The organism is Geobacillus genomosp. 3 (genome assembly GCF_000445995.2).
Lineage (GTDB): Bacteria > Bacillota > Bacilli > Bacillales > Anoxybacillaceae > Geobacillus.
In genome coordinates this window covers 2,076,549-2,093,050 of the sequence record NC_022080.4, presented here as the reverse complement: position 1 = coordinate 2,093,050, position 16,502 = coordinate 2,076,549, and the positions used below count along the sequence as shown (strand labels likewise).

The window sequence follows — 16,502 nt, the reverse complement described above, 5'->3', positions numbered from 1 at the left end:
CACCTCAAACGGTGAAGTACACGTTTTCTACTACATTAATATAATCAATTCTCGGCTGGTAGCCAAGCGGGATGTAATGCCCGCATCGCTCGATCTCCCGCTTCGGAATGGACTTCCGCCCGCCGGCTTCCTGTTCATTCCAGCAGGCAATTAAATGGGAGGCATCAAGCAAATACGTTTCATTGAGCACAGAAAAGCGTAAAATGGCAAAGCAAATGCCGCCGTGGGCGATGACTTGCTCCATATGGCGGATTTGGTGGGCATGGAAATTTTTCAGCGGAAACGCCGTCTTGTTCTTTGTTTCCTTCGCTTCAAAGTCGATGTATTTGCCGCGATAGACGCCGTTGTAGTCCGTTGTGGACGCCTGTCGGAAGTATGCCTCTTTAATGACGGCGGCGCTCCGTTTCGGATAGTCGACGCGGACGATTTGCACCGGGGTCGGCTTTTTGTGGATGACGGCGATGCCGCGCTCCCGATAATATTCATTCGTCGCGTTTAAGTCGTCTTCGAGCGTCATGCCGCGGTTGGCATAATCGGCCGCCCGTTGGCGCGCCGTGTTTGGTCTGTTTCCGCGATACTCTTTTCCGCCCGGGTATTTGAGTGCCATCGCGTTCATCTCCTTTGAATGGTTTTTATTATACCATACGCTTAAGCAATATGCGCCCTTTTTCTTTTCCGACGGGGAGTTGTCGAATTGCGGCTGCTCCCCGCTTTCTTTGCCGAATCCGTTCTACTTTTGTCGCTGCGGCAGGGAGTTGTTCCCTTCGCCGCGAATGGAATATCATCATGCCAGAAATGGGGGAGAAGGAATGGAGAAACGGCTGATCAAAAAAGAAGAAATTGAAAAGCAGCTTCAGGAAATTGTCACGCTCATTGAGCAAGTGGATGCCAAAATGGAAAAAGTGATTGCCGATGTGATTGAAGAGCGTTATGTCCAGAACAAGGAGCAGCTCGGACATCTTGAGGGGCGGATCGCCGGCGTAGAACAGCGGTTCGGTGAGGGGAAAGAAGCAGTCGAGCTGCCGTTTTCATCCAAACTGTATTTGGTGTAAAACCGGCCGATATGATATGATGAAACATATGCAAACAGCGGCAAACGGCCGGCGAATATTCCGAATCCATAGTTGCATGGAACGTCGTTCAAACTGAGTTCATCGATATACGCAAGGGGGGCGCCATGGAAGAAGAGCTTAAAGCGCTGACGGAACAGCTTCACGAGTACAATGAGCGGCTGCTGGCGATCGCCCGGCGCACCCGCGAGCGGGACGAGGAGCCGGATTTTTTTGCGGAAGTCAAACCGCTCGCGGAGGAAGTGCAGGCGGCAGCCGAACGGTGGCAAGAGGCCGCTTTCCGCTGGATTCACCAAGCGCAGCCGAAATATGTTCACAAGCGGCAAATAGAGGCTGCGGTCGATCATATGGCCAAACTGAGCGTTGAAGCATTTTATCCATCCGTTCCCGCCCGCCGCGTCAAACAATACAGCCAAGCGGTCGCTTACACGCTGGCACTTGTCAAGGAGAGGCTTGGTGAGACAACTTAGGCGGGAAAGAATCGCGCTTTGCCTTGAAACCGAAAAGCTGTCCCCTTTGCCGAGGGAGACAGCTTTTTCTTTTACGTATCTTTTCCTGTTGTGATCGAGACGGGGCCGCCCTCCGCGGTAGCGGTGGTGTTGATCTCATATTCGACCCGTTCGGTATGTTTCGGCGGCACTGGTTGGCCATGTTTCGGTTTTTCGTGGTCATGGCCTTTTCGCTTATGGTTGAAATGCACGCCTCGGCCCATTGCCCAACACCCCCTTTCTATTACGATGGGGCGTTTGGGTGGGAAATATGCAAAAAAAAGAAGGGAAAAGCTCCCTTGAGGTCTAAAGTCCGGCGTATTCTCCTGCTTCATCCGGTTGACAGGCGCCGGCTTTTTCAAGTTCACGCACTAGGTCGCGGTACTCAGCGAGCGAAACCTCCCCGCGCAAATAAAGGCGGCGGGCAAAATCGAGCAGTTCGTTTGCCTCAGCCGGTTCACAATGTTTGACCGCCATGAACTTATGTTTCAATTCAGTGATGCTCATAGATGCTTTTCCCCCTTCCCCTTTTTTACATCGTACCATGAAAATAAGGGGGAAAATCGATTTCCGAAAATTAAAACTTCCGACAAGAGGTGACATGTCCGTGCGCACGCCGCCGGGTATTTACACATATACTAGTGGCAGCCTATCCCCGTTGCCTGCAATGGGGAAATCGACGATCAAAAATGGGGGAGAACGATCATGTACCGTTATCCGCGCCCGGTTTCGCCGCCGTCCTTCCATGGGCCATACAGCCTAGGGGGGCAGTGGCCTTATTTCGACTATTGGTCTTCATACGTTCCGTCCGCGACGGTTTATTGGCCTCACGCTTCGCCACCCCATGCCGCTATGCCTTCGCACCCGATGCCGTATCCGAAGCCGGGGCCGCTGTTGCCGCCGCCGCGCCCGTCCTTTCTCGCCCAGTTTAAAAACAGCGACGGGACGTATGATATCAACAAAATGATGAACACGATGGGACAGATGATCAATACGGTCAATCAAGTGAACGGCATGTTAAAAGGGCTGCTCAACACGTTTCAAAAATGAGAAAGCTCGCTCCCCGCTCTGTCGGGGGAGCGGCTTTCGCATCGTTACGTGAGCAGTTCGTACACTTCGTTCAGCTGATAGACGCGTTCGTAATCGCGCTCGTCCATCGCATAACGGATTTCATGGGGCAAAATGCGGTCCAAAAAAGCACTTTCTTCTTGCGATAAGTCGCGGACAAACTCCCCCTCGCCCTGATACGGTTTACTGATTAGCTTTTGGTAGATGCGTTTTGGTGTGTCATCGTGATGATCCAAGTAGTTGGACAAAATTTCCCGCAAATAAGCGAGCGTTTGTTCCATCAAGGTTCGCCTCCTTCAAAAAAAGAAGCAAACGTTCGGCTGACGTTTGTTTTGCCTTCTGCATACGGGTTTTCTTCCGTCACGCGGTCTGGATCGAGCTTCGTTTTGATGACAAGCCGCGGCTCATCGGACGGCTCATTGATCAGCCGGTCGTTCAGCTGTTTAAAATCGGGCAGTTTCGCCATTCATTTTGCACCTCCTACCCGTAGCGTAGCTTACCAAGGGGAAAAGTATGTATCCCTCGTTTATGCTGCGGAAAAACGCGCAACCTAATGGCAAACGGCAAGGGGGTGATCAACGGTGACGAACCGCAACGACAACCGGAAACGGAAAAATAAATACCCAAACAACCGCGAAGAAATTGCCAAAGAGTGGGACATCCAAAAAGATCCGACGCCAGAAAACAACAACCGATACGGAAGCCCATCGCACAAACAATAGAAGCCCGATAGGAAAAAAGCCGCTCCCGACATGGGGAACGGCCTTTTTGATGGCTTGGATGAACGGAAGGTGCTCCTTTGTATTTAGTCGATATCGATGTATTTCCGCTTTTGCGGCAGACGAATGACGAGTGCACCGTTTTGGAACGAAGCTTTCACTTCGTGTTCGGCTACCGGATATGGAAACGGAATCATCCTCGTCACGCGCCGCCGCTGCTGGCGCCGCTCGTATACATGGCCGCTGTCGTCCGACGATTCGATCGTTTCATGGTGATCGATGACAAGCTGCAGCCCATCTTCATGCCACTGCAAGCTAATTTGGTCCCGCTTGATGTCCGGCAGGCGGACGATGATTTGATAGTCGCGCTTCGTTTCTTTCACCTCGATCGGGATATACGCCGCAGCAAATGTTTGCGCGAAGTAGTCATCAAGCGTTTCAAACAATTTTTGCAGCGGCCGTTCATCAAACCATTGGTTTACCATTTTCCGCAAATGATGGAACGGGTGATCCCCTCCCTCGCCAGCCGGTGGCTGAAACGATCCGTTCATTGCGCTCCCCCTCTTTCCGTTTGTGAAGTGGCAAGTTTCCTCCGGCTGCCTGTAGTTCCGATCGCCTGAATGGCTGGCAGCTACGGAGGCGATCCGATTCATTGTCAATGTATGTACGGACGGCGAGAAAAGTCACTTTCCGCATTTTTTAGCGTTTTTTCATGCGGTTTTAACCCGGTTGGAATATAATGACACCACTTTCCATGACCATGCGCACAAATGACGCTGCCGGCCAACAGGCAGTGGGAAGGGAGAGGGCGTGATGCATTGGATTCATTGGTTAGTGATGCTGTTTTTTTCTGGAACGGCTGTATCGCTTCTTTCTTATCAAGCGTTTGAAATTGTTCAGGCAATTGTGGACTGGTTTGTGGACCGCCACTCGTGAGCGGCGGCCGGACGGCTGCCGCTCGATATGCGGGAGCTTACGGATCTGGCGGGGCGGGAGCGGCCGGTGGCGCCCGGTTTTCGTCGCCGGCCGCCCTGTTGGTGATTGGCTTTTACGTTGTCTGTAGTAAAATGAAAGTGGGAAACGGCACAAGGCGGGTTCTTGGCCCGATAGAGGAAAGGCATGCAAGAGAGGGGACATAACCAATGAATGGAAGGATTTTATTGATTGAAGATGAGGCCGGCTTGGCCCGGTTTTTAGAGCTTGATTTAACACATGAAGGGTTTGATGTGCACGTGTGCAGCGACGGTCGTGAAGGGGTGGAGCTTGCCCTTGCCGAACCGTGGGATTTGATTTTGCTTGATGTCATGCTGCCGCGCTTAAACGGGATGGAAGTATGCCGCCGCATCCGGGCGGCCAAATCAACGCCGATTATCATGATCACCGCACGCGACAGCGTATTTGACCGTGTCATGGGACTTGACAACGGAGCGGATGACTATATTGTCAAGCCGTTTGCCATTGAAGAGCTGTTTGCCCGCATCCGCGCCTTATTCCGCCGCGTTCACCCTGAATCGGATGGGCAAGTGTTGGCGTTTAAAGATCTAGTCGTTGACACGCAGGCGCGCACGGTGAAAAAAGGGGATGAGTTGATCGAGCTGACGAAACGTGAATACGACTTGCTTGTTGCTTTCATGCAAAATATCAACGTCGTCTTGACGCGCGATGTGCTGCTTGATAAAGTGTGGGGGTTTGACACCGAAGTGGAGACGAACGTTGTGGATGTTTATGTCCGCTATTTGCGGCAAAAGCTCGATAAGCACGATAAGGAGCGGTATATCCAAACGGTGCGCGGCGCCGGATATGTGATGCGGCCATGAAGCGCTTCCGCATCCGCAGGCTTTCGCTGAAAGGGAAGCTGACCGTTTTGTCTGCCGGGGCGATTTTTATTACGTACTTTGTTTTTACCTTTTTGCAATACCATATTGTCAAGCAATGGCTGCTGAACGAAGAGGAAAAAACAATGGAACAAACGGTGGCGGAAATTGAAACATATTACGCAGAAAAACGTAATGTATCATGGGAAGATATTCGCCGCAGCCGTTCGTTTTTGGAAAAGTTGAATGAGCGCTATCAGCTCATTCGTGTTACCGACCACGACGGAAACGTCGTCGTCTCCGTTTCCAATGGCGCTGCGGTGTCGCTGTTGCCGGGAGGCGTGCCCGACAAGCTGAAAATGGATGAGCACTTCGTCAACAACGAACGGTTTTTGCTGCTTCGTCAACCGCTTCATATTGGAAATTTGCGCGGGACGATTGAAATTGCCCGCCGGCTGACGAAGTTCCAACAGGTGACGAACACTTTGTTTGCCATCATGACAGTGATCGGGGTAGTGGCTATGGCAGCGAGCGCACTCGCCGGACGGCTTGTGGCGCAAAGCTTCATCCGGCCGCTGAAAACGTTGGCGCAAACGATGGCGGCCATCAAAAACAACGGGCTGAAGCAGCGCATCGATGTGCCTTCGGCGCGTGATGAAATCGCCGAGCTCATGCTTATGTTCAACAACATGATGGATGACATTGAACGCTCATTCGCCATGCAGCGGCAGTTTGTCGAAGATGCATCCCACGAACTGCGTACACCGCTCGCCATTTTACAAGGACATCTTTCGTTGCTGCAGCGATGGGGCAAACATAATCGTGATATTTTGGAAGAATCGCTCGAGGCGGCGACGAAAGAGGCGGAACGGTTGAAGCGGCTCGTCCTTGAGCTTCTTGACTTGTCGCGGGCTGAAGCGATTACAGTCCCGAAAGAAGTGACGCCGGTCAATGCCGTTGCTGCCATCGGACAAGTAGTGGAAAATTTCCGCGTACTGCACCCGGATTTTGAATTTATTGTCGATCGGCCGGAAAGGGCGCCGGCGCGTGTAGCGATTGCAAAACATCATTTTGAACAATTGCTGTTCATTTTGCTTGACAATGCGGTAAAATATTCTCAGCACGTTAAAAAAATCGCTCTTTCATTGCGTGAGGAAGGATCGTTTGTGACGGTCGCCGTCCGCGATTATGGCATCGGCATTCCGCAAGAAGAGCTGCAAAACGTTTTTTTGCGCTTTTATCGCGTCGACAAGGCGCGCAGCCGCGAACAAGGCGGCGCTGGACTCGGACTTTCGATCGCCAAGGAAATGATCGATAAATACGGTGGGCACATTATGATGGAAAGCGAAGTCGGCCGGGGAACAACGGTTAAGCTCGCCATTCCGAAAGCGGAATAGGAGAGGAGTTGAGACAATGGGGCATCTTCATGAAGAAGAGACAGCGGGCAAAAAAGCGATTCACCATGTCGTCGAGAAGTTCCGCAAACGCGGGGTGAAAATTGCGACATGCAAACCGCGGACAATGATGTCGCTGTCATGCTTAGACGACGTCGACAAAATGAGAGGATAAACCGGGGAGAACGCAATGGAGACGAGACAACAAATTATTCCGGCCATGAAAACGATGAAGCAATTTGATGCCTTTTTGGCGAGCGGTTATCAAGTCGGGGTGCTGCTTGAAGTACATGTCGCCCAATTAAAAAGTGTCTTTGCTTATGCACGCCGGCACGGCAAGCAGCTCATTGTCCACGCCGACTTGGTGCAAGGGCTGAGCCATGATGAGCATGCTGCGGAATATCTTTGCCAAGAGTTCCGTCCGCATGGACTCATTTCGACGAAGGCGGGCATCATTATGAAGGCGCGGCAAAAACATGTACTCGCCGTGCAGCGCATCTTTTTGCTCGATTCGCACGCGTTGGAGAAAAGCTATCAGCTGATCGCCAAAACGAACCCCGATTCCATTGAAGTCATCCCGGGGGCGATGCCGCACATCATCCGTGAAGTGAAAGAGCGGACCGGAAAGCCGATTTACGCCGGCGGCCTCATCCGCACCCCGGACGATGTCGAGCGGGCGTTAGAAGCCGGCGCAGCAGCGGTGACGACGTCCAATGAAACGTTATGGCGCCACTATGATCGCTAGCCTTGGTGCAGCGAAATGCATTTCGCAAATGATTTCGCCTTCATTGGAGTAGCCAAATCAGCATTAGTCTGTTATAATGAACTTAACAAGTTAATCATCAGTCAGGAGACATGGAGAGACCATGCATGCATGGTAGGCGAGATGCTTATCGTGTTTGTCATGGTCTCTTTTTGTCTTTTTCACACAGGAGGGAATGTTCATGGCATTTTCAAGCAAGCAGCGGAGCGATATTTTTCAGGCGATGAGCGGAAAACGATACGATCTTCTGATTGTCGGCGGGGGGATCACCGGCGCCGGCATCGCCCTTGACGCCGCCTCGCGCGGCATGACCGTGGCGCTTGTGGAAATGCAAGACTTTGCGGCCGGGACATCGAGCCGCTCAACGAAGCTTGTCCACGGGGGATTGCGCTATTTGAAGCAGTTCGAAGTGAAAATGGTCGCCGAAGTCGGGCGCGAACGGGCGATCGTCTATGAAAACGGCCCGCACGTCACGACGCCGGAATGGATGCTGCTGCCGATTTATCGCGATGGGACGTTCGGCAAATGGAGCACATCGGTCGGACTCTGGCTGTACGACCGATTGGCCGGGGTCAAACGGAGCGAACGGCGGACGATGCTCACCGCCAAGCAGGCGCTGGCCAAAGAGCCGCTGTTGAAGCGGGACGGCTTACTCGGCGGCGGCTATTACGTTGAATACCGGACCGACGACGCCCGCTTGACGATCGAAGTGATCAAAAAAGCGGCTGAACTTGGCGCCGATGTCATCAACTATACAAAAGCGGAACAGTTTTTATACGATGAGCGCGGCCGCATCATTGGCGCCCGCTGCCGCGACATGCTCGGCGGCCTTTCATACGACATCCGTGCCAAAAAGGTCGTGAACGCCGCCGGACCGTGGGTCGATGCCGTCCGCGACCAAGACGGCTCAAAAACGGGCAAGCGGCTCCGGCTCACAAAAGGCGTCCATATCGTCATCGATCAAAAGCGGTTTCCGCTGAACCAAGCGATTTATTTTGATACGCCGGACGGCCGGATGGTGTTTGCCATTCCGCGCGACGGAAAAACGTACGTCGGCACGACCGACACGTTTTACGACGACGACCCGGCCCATCCGGCGATGACGGAGGAAGACCGCGACTATTTATTGAAAGCGATCCGGTTCATGTTCCCAGCGGTCGGCATCACCGCCGCCGATGTCGAGTCGAGCTGGGCTGGCGTCCGCCCGCTTATTTATGAAGAAGGGAAAGACCCGTCGGAGATTTCCCGCAAAGACGAAATTTGGACATCGCCGACCGGCCTCATCACGATCGCCGGCGGCAAACTGACCGGCTACCGGAAAATGGCGGAAACTGTCGTTGACCTCGTCGCCAAACAATTGGAAAAAGAAGAGGGAAAAACGTTCCGCCCGTGCCAAACGAAGCAGCTGCCAATTTCCGGAGGCAACATCGGCGGCTCGCACCGGCTGCCGGCCTTCATCGCCGAAAAAGCGAAAGAAGCGGCGCGCTATGGCCTGACAGAAGAACAAGGGGCGCGGCTGGCAAAACAGTACGGCACAAATGTCGACCGCCTCTTTGCCTTAAGCAGCCAGTACGACCGCTCGTCCGGCTTAACGCGCGAAACGTTCGTCCGTCTCGTCTACGCCATCGAGGAAGAAATGGCCGCCAAACCGACGGATTACTTTATCCGCCGCACCGGTGCGCTGTTGTTTGACATCGACGCCGTCCGGCGGGAAAAAGAGGCGGTCATCGCGTTTATGGCGCGGTACTTGCATTGGACGAAGGAAGAGCGCGACATCTATGCGAAAGAGCTCGACCGGGAGCTGCGGCAGGCAACGCTGGCGACAGGGGGCGACGATCGGCAGATCATCAATCAATAAAACCGGAAACAGCAACATTCCGGCAAGAAAGAGGATGAAAAAGCGCCCATGTTTGGGCGCTTTTTTGATAGATTTTTTCGTAAAAATTAAGTAAAATGGAGAAGGAGAAGCAAATCACGTTGTACAAAGACGTGCGCCGCCTCGTCCAGTTCGGCACGTTCTATCGGCTATTAAGCCCGTTTGAGGGTAACGAAACGGCATGGATGTTTGTCTCGGAAGATCAGTCGGAAGCGCTCGTCGCCTACTTCCGTGTTCTGGCGGAAGCGAACGCCCCGCTGTCGCACTTGCGCTTAAAAGGGCTTGACCCAAGCCAAGACTATGAAATCGAGGGCCTTGGCGTCTACGGCGGCGACGAGCTGATGTATGCCGGAGTGGCGGTGCCGCACCGCTCGGGGGATTTCATCAGCACGGTGTGGCGGTTGAAAACCGTTCAACGATAGGAAGGGATGCTGCCGCTCGAGCCTATGCAACGGCTAGAAACAAGCCGAACCCGGTGTCGCTTAGACATCGGGTTCGAGTTGCTTGAGCTTCTCGATAATGCGCCGCTTCCGATAGAGCATCTTCCCGGTTTCGGCGATGTCTTCCATAAACGATTTGTTAAACAGTGAACCGAACACGACCCCGATGATCGGCACGGCTTGAAACAGCTTTTTCCATCCGTATTGGTCGCGGAACGTCATCATCACTTCCCGCCATCCTTGCAGCTCGGAAAAGACGTGACTGCGCGTTTCGGAAAACGACGCAAGTTCCTCTAAAATCGCTTTTTTTCCGACGATGTCCGCGGCCGCAAACTGCAGGCATTTGACGACGAACACGCGCTCTTCTTTTTCCTTCGGGTCATATCCGTACACGATGGCGATCTCTTGCAGCGTTTTCAGCGCCAACCCAAGCAGCGCCGGAATGTCCAAGGCCAGCGTCAGCGCCCCGCCGACCCCGGTCGCCGCCCCTTGCAGCTGGGCGAACGTGACGCGCGCCTCAATCAATTCGTCGCAAACGCGATCCATCGTCTCAAGCGACAAGTGCGGCACTTCAGCAAGCGAAGTAACGCCAAGCCGCTCGAGCACGCTCTCTTGTTTCACCAAATAGTGCCCTCCGCTTTGAATATAGCTGCCCAACTCATCAAGCAACTGCCCGAGTTTTCGATGGACGGCTTTTGGCGTCAGCTTATCAAGCACTTGAAACGGCAAGCGGCCGAGCTTTTCCCAAAACCATAGGTCTTTTTGCGAGTGTTCCCAGTGGGTGATGGTTTGGAGTTCTTGTTTCAACATCTGTCGCGTTTCCATCTCCGCTCCGCCTCCTTCCTATATTAAGGTGAATAAATGTTCAAACGATTATACGTATTAAAAAAGATTTCGTTTCGCCGTTGATTTTTAGTAAACTATTAACTAAAATATTTACTATAAAGACTTGAAGGAGGCCCTTCCATGATCCCTACCTTAAAACAGCAATTTATCGAACTTTTCGGCGGCTTGGGCGAAGGCATCCGCACCTTCTTCGCCCCCGGCCGCGTCAATTTGATTGGCGAGCATACGGATTACAACGGCGGGCATGTGCTGCCGTGCGCGCTCGAGATCGGCACGTATGCGCTCGTCCGACAGACAGATAAGCCGCTTGTCCGCTTTTATTCGCAAAACTTCCCGGAAACGGGAGTGATCACGGTCTCTTACGGCGACTTGTCGTACCGGAGCGAGCACGGCTGGGCGAACTACCCGAAAGGGATTTTGGCCGCGTTTCAAGCGCTCGGTTCGCCGGAGACCGGATTGGATATTTTGTATTACGGCACGATCCCAAACGGCGCCGGGCTGTCGTCATCGGCGTCGATTGAGCTTGTGACCGCGGTGATGCTCAACAAGCTGTTCGGGCGCGGGCTTGATCAGTTGGAACTTGTGAAAATGAGCCAAAACGTAGAAAATAAATACATCGGCGTCAATTGCGGCATTATGGATCAGTTTGCCGTCGGCATGGGAAAACAACATTGCGCCATCCTATTAAACTGCCAAACGCTTGAGTACCGCTATTTGCCATTGGTGCTTGACGATTGTGCGATCGTCATCGCCAACACGAACAAAAAGCGCGGCTTGGCGGACTCGGCGTACAACGAGCGGCGGGCGACGTGCGAGGCGGCACTTGCGAAGCTGCAAAACGTGCTTGACATCGCTTCGCTCGGCGAGCTGACGAGCGCGGAACTGGACGCGTGCACCCACCTTCTTTCCCCGCTCGAACAAAAGCGGGCCCGCCATGCGGTGACGGAAAACGAGCGGACGTTGGAAGCCGCCCGGGCGCTTGAACGAGGAGACCTCGTCCGCTTTGGCGAGTTGATGAAGCAGTCGCATTTGTCGCTGCGCGATGACTACGAAGTAACAGGCATCGAACTTGATACGCTCGTGGAGGCCGCGTGGGGGCACGAAGGAACGATCGGGGCGCGCATGACGGGGGCTGGGTTTGGCGGTTGTACGGTGAACATTGTGAAAAAAGACTATGTGCAAGATTTTATGGAACGAGTCGGAAACGCGTATGCCGAAACGATCGGCTATGAAGCGAGCTTCTACGTCGTTAACGTCGGCGGCGGGGCGCGTGAATGGACAGAAATGGAGGAGATGAGCCGATGATTTTAATTTGCGGTGGGGCGGGGTATATTGGCAGCCATGCGGTATACCGCCTGATCGAAAAAGTCGAGAACGTGGTCGTGGTGGATAACTTACAGACGGGGCACAAAGAGGCGGTTCACCCGGAGGCGGTGTTTTGCCAAGGCGATATTCGCGACCGCGAGTTTTTGCGCGAGGTGTTTCGCCAGTATGACATTGAGGCGGTCATTCATTTTGCGGCAAATTCATTGGTCGGCGAAAGCATGGAAGAGCCGCTGAAGTATTACGACAACAATGTGTACGGGACACAAGTGTTGCTTGAAGTGATGAAGGAATTTGGCGTCAAACAAATCGTCTTTTCCTCCACCGCCGCGGTGTACGGGGAACCGAAACAAATCCCGATCGTCGAAACCGATCCGACCGAACCGACGAACGCGTATGGAGAAACAAAGCTCTCGATGGAAAAAATGATGAAATGGGCCGACCGCGCTTACGGCATCCGTTCAATTTCGCTCCGCTACTTCAATGTCGCCGGGGCGTACGGGACAACGATCGGCGAGGACCATGACCCGGAGACGCATCTCATTCCGTTGATTTTGAAAGTGCCGCTCGGCCAGCGCGAAGAGATCGCCATTTTCGGCGATGATTACGATACGCCGGACGGCACGTGCATCCGCGACTACATTCATGTGCTTGATCTTGTTGATGCCCACGTTTTGGCGCTTGAGAAACTGCGAAGCGGGGCGAAAAGCAGTGTATACAATTTAGGCAACGGCAACGGCTTCAGCGTCAAAGAAGTGATCGAAGCGGCGCGGCAAGTGACTGGGCACCCGATTCCCGCCCGCGTCATGGCGCGGCGTCCGGGCGATCCGGCGAAACTCGTCGCTTCATCGGAAAAGGCGAAGCGCGAGCTCGGGTGGGAGCCGAAATACCCATCCATTACAGACATCGTCGCCTCGGCATGGGAGTGGCATCAAGCGCGGCCAAACGGCTATCGGGGTGTGTGAACATGGAAGCGATTTGGATGGCGATTGAACAACTGATCGATTATGCGAAAAAGCACGGCCTTCTTCCCGAGGAAGATGTCGTCTATGCGCGCAACCGCCTGCTTGCGGCGCTTAAGCTCACCGAGTGGCAGCCGGTTGAGGCCAAAGATGTTCCTTTGGCCTCGCCTGCTCCGGTGTTGGATGTCATTATCGATTGGGCATATGAACAACGATTGTTGGAAACGAATACAACGACCGAGCGCGATATATGGGATGCGAAACTGATGGACTGCGTCATGCCGCGGCCGTCGGAAGTGATCCGCGCCTTTTACGAACGATACCGCCGCGACCCGCAAGAGGCGACGGACTGGTTTTATGCGCTGAGCCAAGCGTCCAACTACATCCAAACGGCGCGCATCGCCCAAAACCAACAATGGAAAGTGCCGACTGTCTACGGCGAGCTCGATATCACGATCAATTTGGCGAAGCCGGAAAAAGATCCGAAGGAAATCGCCAAACGAAAAGAGATGCCATCATCCTCGTATCCAAAGTGTGTGCTGTGCAAAGAAAATGAAGGGTATGAAGGAACGTGGTGCCATCCGGCTCGTTCCAATCACAGGGTCGTCCCGATCGCGCTCTTAGGTGAACAGTGGTATTTCCAATATTCTCCCTACGTGTACTATAATGAACATTGCATCGTCTTCCATGCCGAACACGTGCCGATGAAAATGGAGCGGAAGACGCTCGAGCGTTTGCTTGAGTTCGTCGACAAGTTTCCGCACTACTTCATCGGTTCGAACGCCGATTTGCCGATTGTCGGCGGTTCGATTTTAGCGCATGACCATTTCCAAGGCGGGCGCTATACGTTTGCGATGGAAAAGGCGGAGATTGAAGAGCATATCCCCCTTCCATCGTTTCCGTCCGTCACCGCCGGCATTGTGCGCTGGCCGATGTCCGTGATCCGTCTGACCGGGCCAAAAGCGGACGTGTTGGAAGCGGCAGTGCGCCTGTATGAGGCATGGCGGACGTACAGCGACCCAAGTGTCGGGATTATCGCCCGCAGCGGTGATGTTCCGCACAACACGATCACCCCGATCGCCCGGCGCCGGGGCGGTTTATTTGAATTGGACATCGTGTTGCGCAACAACCGGACGTCAGCGGAACATCCGTACGGCATTTTTCATCCGCACGAAGAACTGCATCATATTAAAAAAGAGAACATTGGTCTCATTGAAGTAATGGGGCTGGCGGTGCTGCCGGGACGGCTGGCGGCGGAACTTGAGACGCTGGCTTCGTACCTCGTGCATGGAACGAAAAAAGAAGACTGGGACGAGGCGATGCTGAAACATTGGGATTGGTGTGAAGCCATTCGCCTTGGTTATCCGGACATCACGAACGACAACGTTCACGACTTATTGCGCTATGAAGTTGGCCAACGCTTTGTCACCGTGTTGGAACATGCCGGGGTATTTAAACGGGATCAAAACGGGAAAGAGGCGTTTCGCCGCTTTATGCGCCACGCGGTGGAGCGCATGTCGTCCTTTGTATAAATGCGGCGAAAAAACGCGTTTCATATGAAACATAAGGAAGGGATCGCAAACAGACTATGGCCACGTTAAAAGAAATTGCCGAGAAAGTCGGCGTCTCGGTGGCGACCGTGTCGCGCGTGCTCAACTATGACACGACGCTGTCTGTCTCTGATGAAACGAGAAGACGCATTTTTGAAGTCGCCCAAGAGCTCAACTACAAAACGTTGCGGGAACGAAACCAACAGGCGAGAGAGTCGTTTCGCTTCGGGCTCATCCACTGGTATTCCGAGCGCCAGGAAATCGATGACCCGTATTATATGGCGATCCGCCTCGGGGTGGAAAAAGAATGTTTTGAGCGCGGTATTGAACTCGTCAAACTGTTTAAGCAAAACGGCGTTTACCCGACCGAGCGGATGGAGGGGCTTGACGGCGTCATCGCCGTCGGGAAGTTTGGGCCCAAAGAAGTCAGCGCCTTCGCTTCGAGTGCGAAGCAGATCGTATTTGTCGACTGCTCGCCTGATGAGCGGCGGTTCGACTCGGTCGTCATTGACCTGCGCCAGGCGACGATCACCGTGTTGGACTATTTGCTTGAAATGGGGCATACGGAAATCGGGTACATCGGCGGCCGCGAATATGTCGACGAAGGGACGCCAATCCGCGACGAGCGCGAGGCGGCGTTTTACGAATATTTATATTTAAAAGGAATGTACAATCCGCGCTATGTATCGATCGGCGCCTTCACCGCCGAGGACGGCTACCGGCTGATGAAAGAAGCTGTCTCAAGCGGGGACTTGCCGACGGCATTTTTCATCGCCAGCGACTCGATGGCGATCGGCGCCTTGCGCGCGCTTCATGAAGCCGGAATCGCTGTACCTGAGGATGTAGCGGTTGTCGGATTCAATGATCTGCCGACGGCTGCGTTTCTTCACCCGCCGCTTTCTACCGTAAAAGTATACACGGAGTTTATGGGTGAAACGTCTGTTGAGCTGCTTGTTGAGCGGTTGACGACGAAGCGGGCGATATGCAAGAAAGTGGTTGTGCCGACAGACCTTGTGATCCGCACAAGCAGTGGGGCCAATCGAAAAGGGAGACCATAACGTCTCCCTTTTTGGTCGTTTAATGAAACTCGATGTCGACCCGTTTTTTCGTTCCGGCGGTTGTTTTCGGGATATGAATGTCCAACACGCCGTTTTTGTACGTCGCGCGAATGTTGTCCGCCGCCGCATCGGCCGGCAGTGTGATCGACCGTTGGAAGCGGCCGAAAAAGCGCTCGCGCCGATGCATTTGTTCCTCACGAATGTTTTGGTTGCGCTGAATGGTACCGCTGATCGTCAACACGTTATTGTGCACATCAATGTGCACATCCTCTTTCCGCTCGAGCCCCGGCAAATCGCACGAAACGACGTACTCGTTTTCCGTTTCATGCATGTCCATGCGCGGCATCCAGTGCTGTTCGTCCATCTGGGCAAACAGCGACGGAAAGTCGCTTGTAAAGAAGCGGTTCATATCTCGGCGGATCGTTTCTAAATGACGGAATGGGTCGTAAGGAATTAACGCCATCGTCGCCATCCTCCTTTTTTATGATAAAATCGTTTTCCGTTCGGTAGTGTGAACAAACCATCATCATTTTATGTATGATTTGTCCGCAACTGTTCCATTACGGCCAAATAAATATCAAGAAGTTCCAACTTCAGGCGATCCGGCAGACCGGAAGCGGCAATGCGTTTGACCGCATAGTGAAACTTCACTTCAGGCGTTTGGCGCACGCGCGGATGTGTCCACTCGTCGCGCAGCTCCTGCCTGATCGTTTCGTATAAAAGAGCTTTGCTATTCTGTTCATCGAGCGTCTCCGCTGTAATCGAACGGTTCGGCCAAAGGCGGCGGTAGGCGTCAAGCAAAACGGGAAATGAATGATTCATCGCAGCCATCCCTCCTTCGTTGATGCTCGTTTTTTGGCTTATTACATTCATTATAGTTGATGTGAGCAGCCATTGCAGGAGGACAGTCTGCAACATTGCGGATGGAAATTCCAGTTGACATAGAAAGTCGGGCGTAATATAATCACAATCACCGTTTCGCCAAAGTACAATGCCACAAGGCAAACGGCAACGGAATCGAAATAAAAAAACTGTTGACAAATGATCAATAACATGTATAATAAAATATTGCCGCGACGGAATAAACACGATAAACGCGGTGGAAACAAAGCGGTGAAAACAACGCTTGAC

The 16,502-nt window shown here is 53.3% G+C and carries 23 protein-coding genes and 1 pseudogene; 15 read left to right on the top strand and 9 right to left on the bottom strand.

Translation table 11 applies throughout. From position 1 onward, the window contains the following. Window positions 1-4 precede the first annotated feature (4 nt). Window positions 5-607, bottom strand: coding sequence for a Holliday junction resolvase RecU (gene recU, locus M493_RS10325; protein ID WP_020960279.1), 603 nt, complete (start codon window positions 605-607; stop codon window positions 5-7). 202 nt (window positions 608-809) lie between these two features. Here recU and M493_RS10320 point away from each other — a divergent pair, with 202 nt between their 5' ends. Both M493_RS10320 and M493_RS10315 read left to right on the top strand, forming a co-directional pair. Then, the gene (locus M493_RS10320; RefSeq protein WP_020960278.1) at window positions 810-1,052 is read left to right on the top strand and encodes a hypothetical protein; all 243 of its coding nucleotides are present in this window, start codon (window positions 810-812) and stop codon (window positions 1,050-1,052) included. A gap of 125 nt (window positions 1,053-1,177) precedes the next feature. Next, window positions 1,178-1,540, top strand: a complete 363-nt coding sequence (locus M493_RS10315; protein WP_020960277.1) for a YppE family protein — start codon at window positions 1,178-1,180, stop codon at window positions 1,538-1,540. A gap of 71 nt (window positions 1,541-1,611) precedes the next feature. Here M493_RS10315 and M493_RS18715 read toward each other — a convergent pair whose 3' ends face one another. Next, window positions 1,612-1,782, bottom strand: a complete 171-nt coding sequence (locus M493_RS18715) for a hypothetical protein (protein ID WP_020960276.1) — start codon at window positions 1,780-1,782, stop codon at window positions 1,612-1,614. 82 nt (window positions 1,783-1,864) lie between these two features. After that, window positions 1,865-2,065 carry a YppF family protein gene (locus M493_RS10310; RefSeq protein WP_020960275.1) on the bottom strand — a complete coding sequence of 67 codons (201 nt, stop codon included), beginning with the start codon at window positions 2,063-2,065 and terminating at the stop codon, window positions 1,865-1,867. Between the two features lie 198 nt (window positions 2,066-2,263). On the opposite strand from M493_RS10310, the gene M493_RS10305 reads away from it, so the two are divergent. Beyond that, window positions 2,264-2,608, top strand: coding sequence for a YppG family protein (locus M493_RS10305; protein ID WP_020960274.1), 345 nt, complete (start codon window positions 2,264-2,266; stop codon window positions 2,606-2,608). A 44-nt stretch (window positions 2,609-2,652) separates the two neighbouring features. Here the strand turns inward: M493_RS10305 and M493_RS10300 are convergent, their stop codons facing one another. Further along, entirely contained in the window at window positions 2,653-2,907 is a 255-nt protein-coding gene (locus M493_RS10300) for a sigma-G-dependent sporulation-specific acid-soluble spore protein CsgA (protein ID WP_020960273.1), read from the bottom strand. After that, window positions 2,907-3,092, bottom strand: a complete 186-nt coding sequence (locus M493_RS10295) for a hypothetical protein (protein ID WP_020960272.1) — start codon at window positions 3,090-3,092, stop codon at window positions 2,907-2,909. The genes M493_RS10300 and M493_RS10295 overlap by 1 nt, the downstream gene beginning before the upstream one ends. A 115-nt stretch (window positions 3,093-3,207) precedes the next feature. Between M493_RS10295 and M493_RS18710 the strand changes: the two genes are divergently transcribed. After that, entirely contained in the window at window positions 3,208-3,348 is a 141-nt protein-coding gene (locus tag M493_RS18710; RefSeq protein WP_020960271.1) for a hypothetical protein, read from the top strand. A gap of 83 nt (window positions 3,349-3,431) precedes the next feature. Here the strand turns inward: M493_RS18710 and M493_RS10290 are convergent, their stop codons facing one another. Further along, window positions 3,432-3,896 (bottom strand): Hsp20/alpha crystallin family protein, encoded by a 465-nt coding sequence (locus tag M493_RS10290; RefSeq protein ID WP_020960270.1) that lies wholly within the window; start codon window positions 3,894-3,896, stop codon window positions 3,432-3,434. A 262-nt stretch (window positions 3,897-4,158) separates the two neighbouring features. Here M493_RS10290 and M493_RS18985 point away from each other — a divergent pair, with 262 nt between their 5' ends. The 7 genes and pseudogenes from M493_RS18985 to M493_RS10265 all read left to right on the top strand — a co-directional run. Then, window positions 4,159-4,281 carry a hypothetical protein gene (locus M493_RS18985; RefSeq protein ID WP_020960269.1) on the top strand — a complete coding sequence of 41 codons (123 nt, stop codon included), beginning with the start codon at window positions 4,159-4,161 and terminating at the stop codon, window positions 4,279-4,281. A 206-nt stretch (window positions 4,282-4,487) separates the two neighbouring features. Continuing rightward, window positions 4,488-5,162, top strand: a complete 675-nt coding sequence (locus M493_RS10285; protein ID WP_020960268.1) for a response regulator transcription factor — start codon at window positions 4,488-4,490, stop codon at window positions 5,160-5,162. After that, window positions 5,159-6,556 (top strand): HAMP domain-containing sensor histidine kinase, encoded by a 1,398-nt coding sequence (locus M493_RS10280; protein WP_020960267.1) that lies wholly within the window; start codon window positions 5,159-5,161, stop codon window positions 6,554-6,556. Before M493_RS10285 ends, M493_RS10280 begins: the two co-directional genes overlap by 4 nt. A 16-nt stretch (window positions 6,557-6,572) precedes the next feature. Next, window positions 6,573-6,728, top strand: coding sequence for a hypothetical protein (locus M493_RS18705; RefSeq protein ID WP_020960266.1), 156 nt, complete (start codon window positions 6,573-6,575; stop codon window positions 6,726-6,728). 15 nt (window positions 6,729-6,743) lie between these two features. After that, the gene (locus tag M493_RS10275) at window positions 6,744-7,298 is read left to right on the top strand and encodes a glycerol-3-phosphate responsive antiterminator (protein ID WP_020960265.1); all 555 of its coding nucleotides are present in this window, start codon (window positions 6,744-6,746) and stop codon (window positions 7,296-7,298) included. 199 nt (window positions 7,299-7,497) lie between these two features. Beyond that, a complete protein-coding gene (locus M493_RS10270) occupies window positions 7,498-9,174 on the top strand; it encodes a glycerol-3-phosphate dehydrogenase/oxidase (protein WP_020960264.1) in 1,677 nt (558 codons plus the stop codon). A gap of 116 nt (window positions 9,175-9,290) precedes the next feature. Beyond that, window positions 9,291-9,614, top strand: a pseudogene (locus M493_RS10265) (GH36 C-terminal domain-containing protein); the annotation flags it as partial. 60 nt (window positions 9,615-9,674) lie between these two features. Here the strand turns inward: M493_RS10265 and M493_RS10260 are convergent. After that, window positions 9,675-10,457, bottom strand: coding sequence for an EcsC family protein (locus M493_RS10260; RefSeq protein ID WP_020960262.1), 783 nt, complete (start codon window positions 10,455-10,457; stop codon window positions 9,675-9,677). Window positions 10,458-10,598: 141 nt separating this feature from the next. On the opposite strand from M493_RS10260, the gene M493_RS10255 reads away from it, so the two are divergent. From M493_RS10255 to M493_RS10240, 4 genes are read left to right on the top strand one after another with little or no spacing between them, the layout of a single operon-like run. Next, entirely contained in the window at window positions 10,599-11,783 is a 1,185-nt protein-coding gene (locus tag M493_RS10255; RefSeq protein ID WP_020960261.1) for a galactokinase, read from the top strand. Continuing rightward, window positions 11,780-12,766: a UDP-glucose 4-epimerase GalE gene (galE, locus tag M493_RS10250; protein WP_020960260.1), complete on the top strand. Its 987-nt coding sequence runs from the start codon at window positions 11,780-11,782 to the stop codon at window positions 12,764-12,766. Before M493_RS10255 ends, galE begins: the two co-directional genes overlap by 4 nt. 2 nt (window positions 12,767-12,768) lie before the next feature. Then, window positions 12,769-14,295: a UDP-glucose--hexose-1-phosphate uridylyltransferase gene (gene galT, locus M493_RS10245; RefSeq protein ID WP_020960259.1), complete on the top strand. Its 1,527-nt coding sequence runs from the start codon at window positions 12,769-12,771 to the stop codon at window positions 14,293-14,295. A 56-nt stretch (window positions 14,296-14,351) separates the two neighbouring features. Beyond that, window positions 14,352-15,371: a LacI family DNA-binding transcriptional regulator gene (locus tag M493_RS10240; protein WP_020960258.1), complete on the top strand. Its 1,020-nt coding sequence runs from the start codon at window positions 14,352-14,354 to the stop codon at window positions 15,369-15,371. Window positions 15,372-15,390: 19 nt separating this feature from the next. On the opposite strand, the gene M493_RS10235 is transcribed toward M493_RS10240, so the two are convergent. Further along, window positions 15,391-15,834, bottom strand: a complete 444-nt coding sequence (locus M493_RS10235; RefSeq protein WP_020960257.1) for an Hsp20/alpha crystallin family protein — start codon at window positions 15,832-15,834, stop codon at window positions 15,391-15,393. Between the two features lie 68 nt (window positions 15,835-15,902). Further along, window positions 15,903-16,193, bottom strand: coding sequence for a hypothetical protein (locus M493_RS10230; protein WP_020960256.1), 291 nt, complete (start codon window positions 16,191-16,193; stop codon window positions 15,903-15,905). Window positions 16,194-16,502: the final 309 nt, after the last annotated feature.

Bases quoted from the DNA above. Each gene is read 5' to 3' on its own strand.
- recU (WP_020960279.1), bottom strand. From the start codon at position 607: ATGGCACTCAAATACCCGGGCGGAAAAGAGTATCGCGGAAACAGACCA.
- M493_RS10320 (WP_020960278.1), top strand. From the start codon at position 810: ATGGAGAAACGGCTGATCAAAAAAGAAGAAATTGAAAAGCAGCTTCAG.
- M493_RS10315 (WP_020960277.1), top strand. From the start codon at position 1,178: ATGGAAGAAGAGCTTAAAGCGCTGACGGAACAGCTTCACGAGTACAAT.
- M493_RS18715 (WP_020960276.1), bottom strand. From the start codon at position 1,782: ATGGGCCGAGGCGTGCATTTCAACCATAAGCGAAAAGGCCATGACCAC.
- M493_RS10310 (WP_020960275.1), bottom strand. From the start codon at position 2,065: ATGAGCATCACTGAATTGAAACATAAGTTCATGGCGGTCAAACATTGT.
- M493_RS10305 (WP_020960274.1), top strand. From the start codon at position 2,264: ATGTACCGTTATCCGCGCCCGGTTTCGCCGCCGTCCTTCCATGGGCCA.
- M493_RS10300 (WP_020960273.1), bottom strand. From the start codon at position 2,907: ATGGAACAAACGCTCGCTTATTTGCGGGAAATTTTGTCCAACTACTTG.
- M493_RS10295 (WP_020960272.1), bottom strand. From the start codon at position 3,092: ATGGCGAAACTGCCCGATTTTAAACAGCTGAACGACCGGCTGATCAAT.
- M493_RS10290 (WP_020960270.1), bottom strand. From the start codon at position 3,896: ATGAACGGATCGTTTCAGCCACCGGCTGGCGAGGGAGGGGATCACCCG.
- M493_RS18985 (WP_020960269.1), top strand. From the start codon at position 4,159: ATGCATTGGATTCATTGGTTAGTGATGCTGTTTTTTTCTGGAACGGCT.
- M493_RS10285 (WP_020960268.1), top strand. From the start codon at position 4,488: ATGAATGGAAGGATTTTATTGATTGAAGATGAGGCCGGCTTGGCCCGG.
- M493_RS10280 (WP_020960267.1), top strand. From the start codon at position 5,159: ATGAAGCGCTTCCGCATCCGCAGGCTTTCGCTGAAAGGGAAGCTGACC.
- M493_RS18705 (WP_020960266.1), top strand. From the start codon at position 6,573: ATGGGGCATCTTCATGAAGAAGAGACAGCGGGCAAAAAAGCGATTCAC.
- M493_RS10275 (WP_020960265.1), top strand. From the start codon at position 6,744: ATGGAGACGAGACAACAAATTATTCCGGCCATGAAAACGATGAAGCAA.
- M493_RS10270 (WP_020960264.1), top strand. From the start codon at position 7,498: ATGGCATTTTCAAGCAAGCAGCGGAGCGATATTTTTCAGGCGATGAGC.
- M493_RS10260 (WP_020960262.1), bottom strand. From the start codon at position 10,457: ATGGAAACGCGACAGATGTTGAAACAAGAACTCCAAACCATCACCCAC.
- M493_RS10255 (WP_020960261.1), top strand. From the start codon at position 10,599: ATGATCCCTACCTTAAAACAGCAATTTATCGAACTTTTCGGCGGCTTG.
- galE (WP_020960260.1), top strand. From the start codon at position 11,780: ATGATTTTAATTTGCGGTGGGGCGGGGTATATTGGCAGCCATGCGGTA.
- galT (WP_020960259.1), top strand. From the start codon at position 12,769: ATGGAAGCGATTTGGATGGCGATTGAACAACTGATCGATTATGCGAAA.
- M493_RS10240 (WP_020960258.1), top strand. From the start codon at position 14,352: ATGGCCACGTTAAAAGAAATTGCCGAGAAAGTCGGCGTCTCGGTGGCG.
- M493_RS10235 (WP_020960257.1), bottom strand. From the start codon at position 15,834: ATGGCGTTAATTCCTTACGACCCATTCCGTCATTTAGAAACGATCCGC.
- M493_RS10230 (WP_020960256.1), bottom strand. From the start codon at position 16,193: ATGAATCATTCATTTCCCGTTTTGCTTGACGCCTACCGCCGCCTTTGG.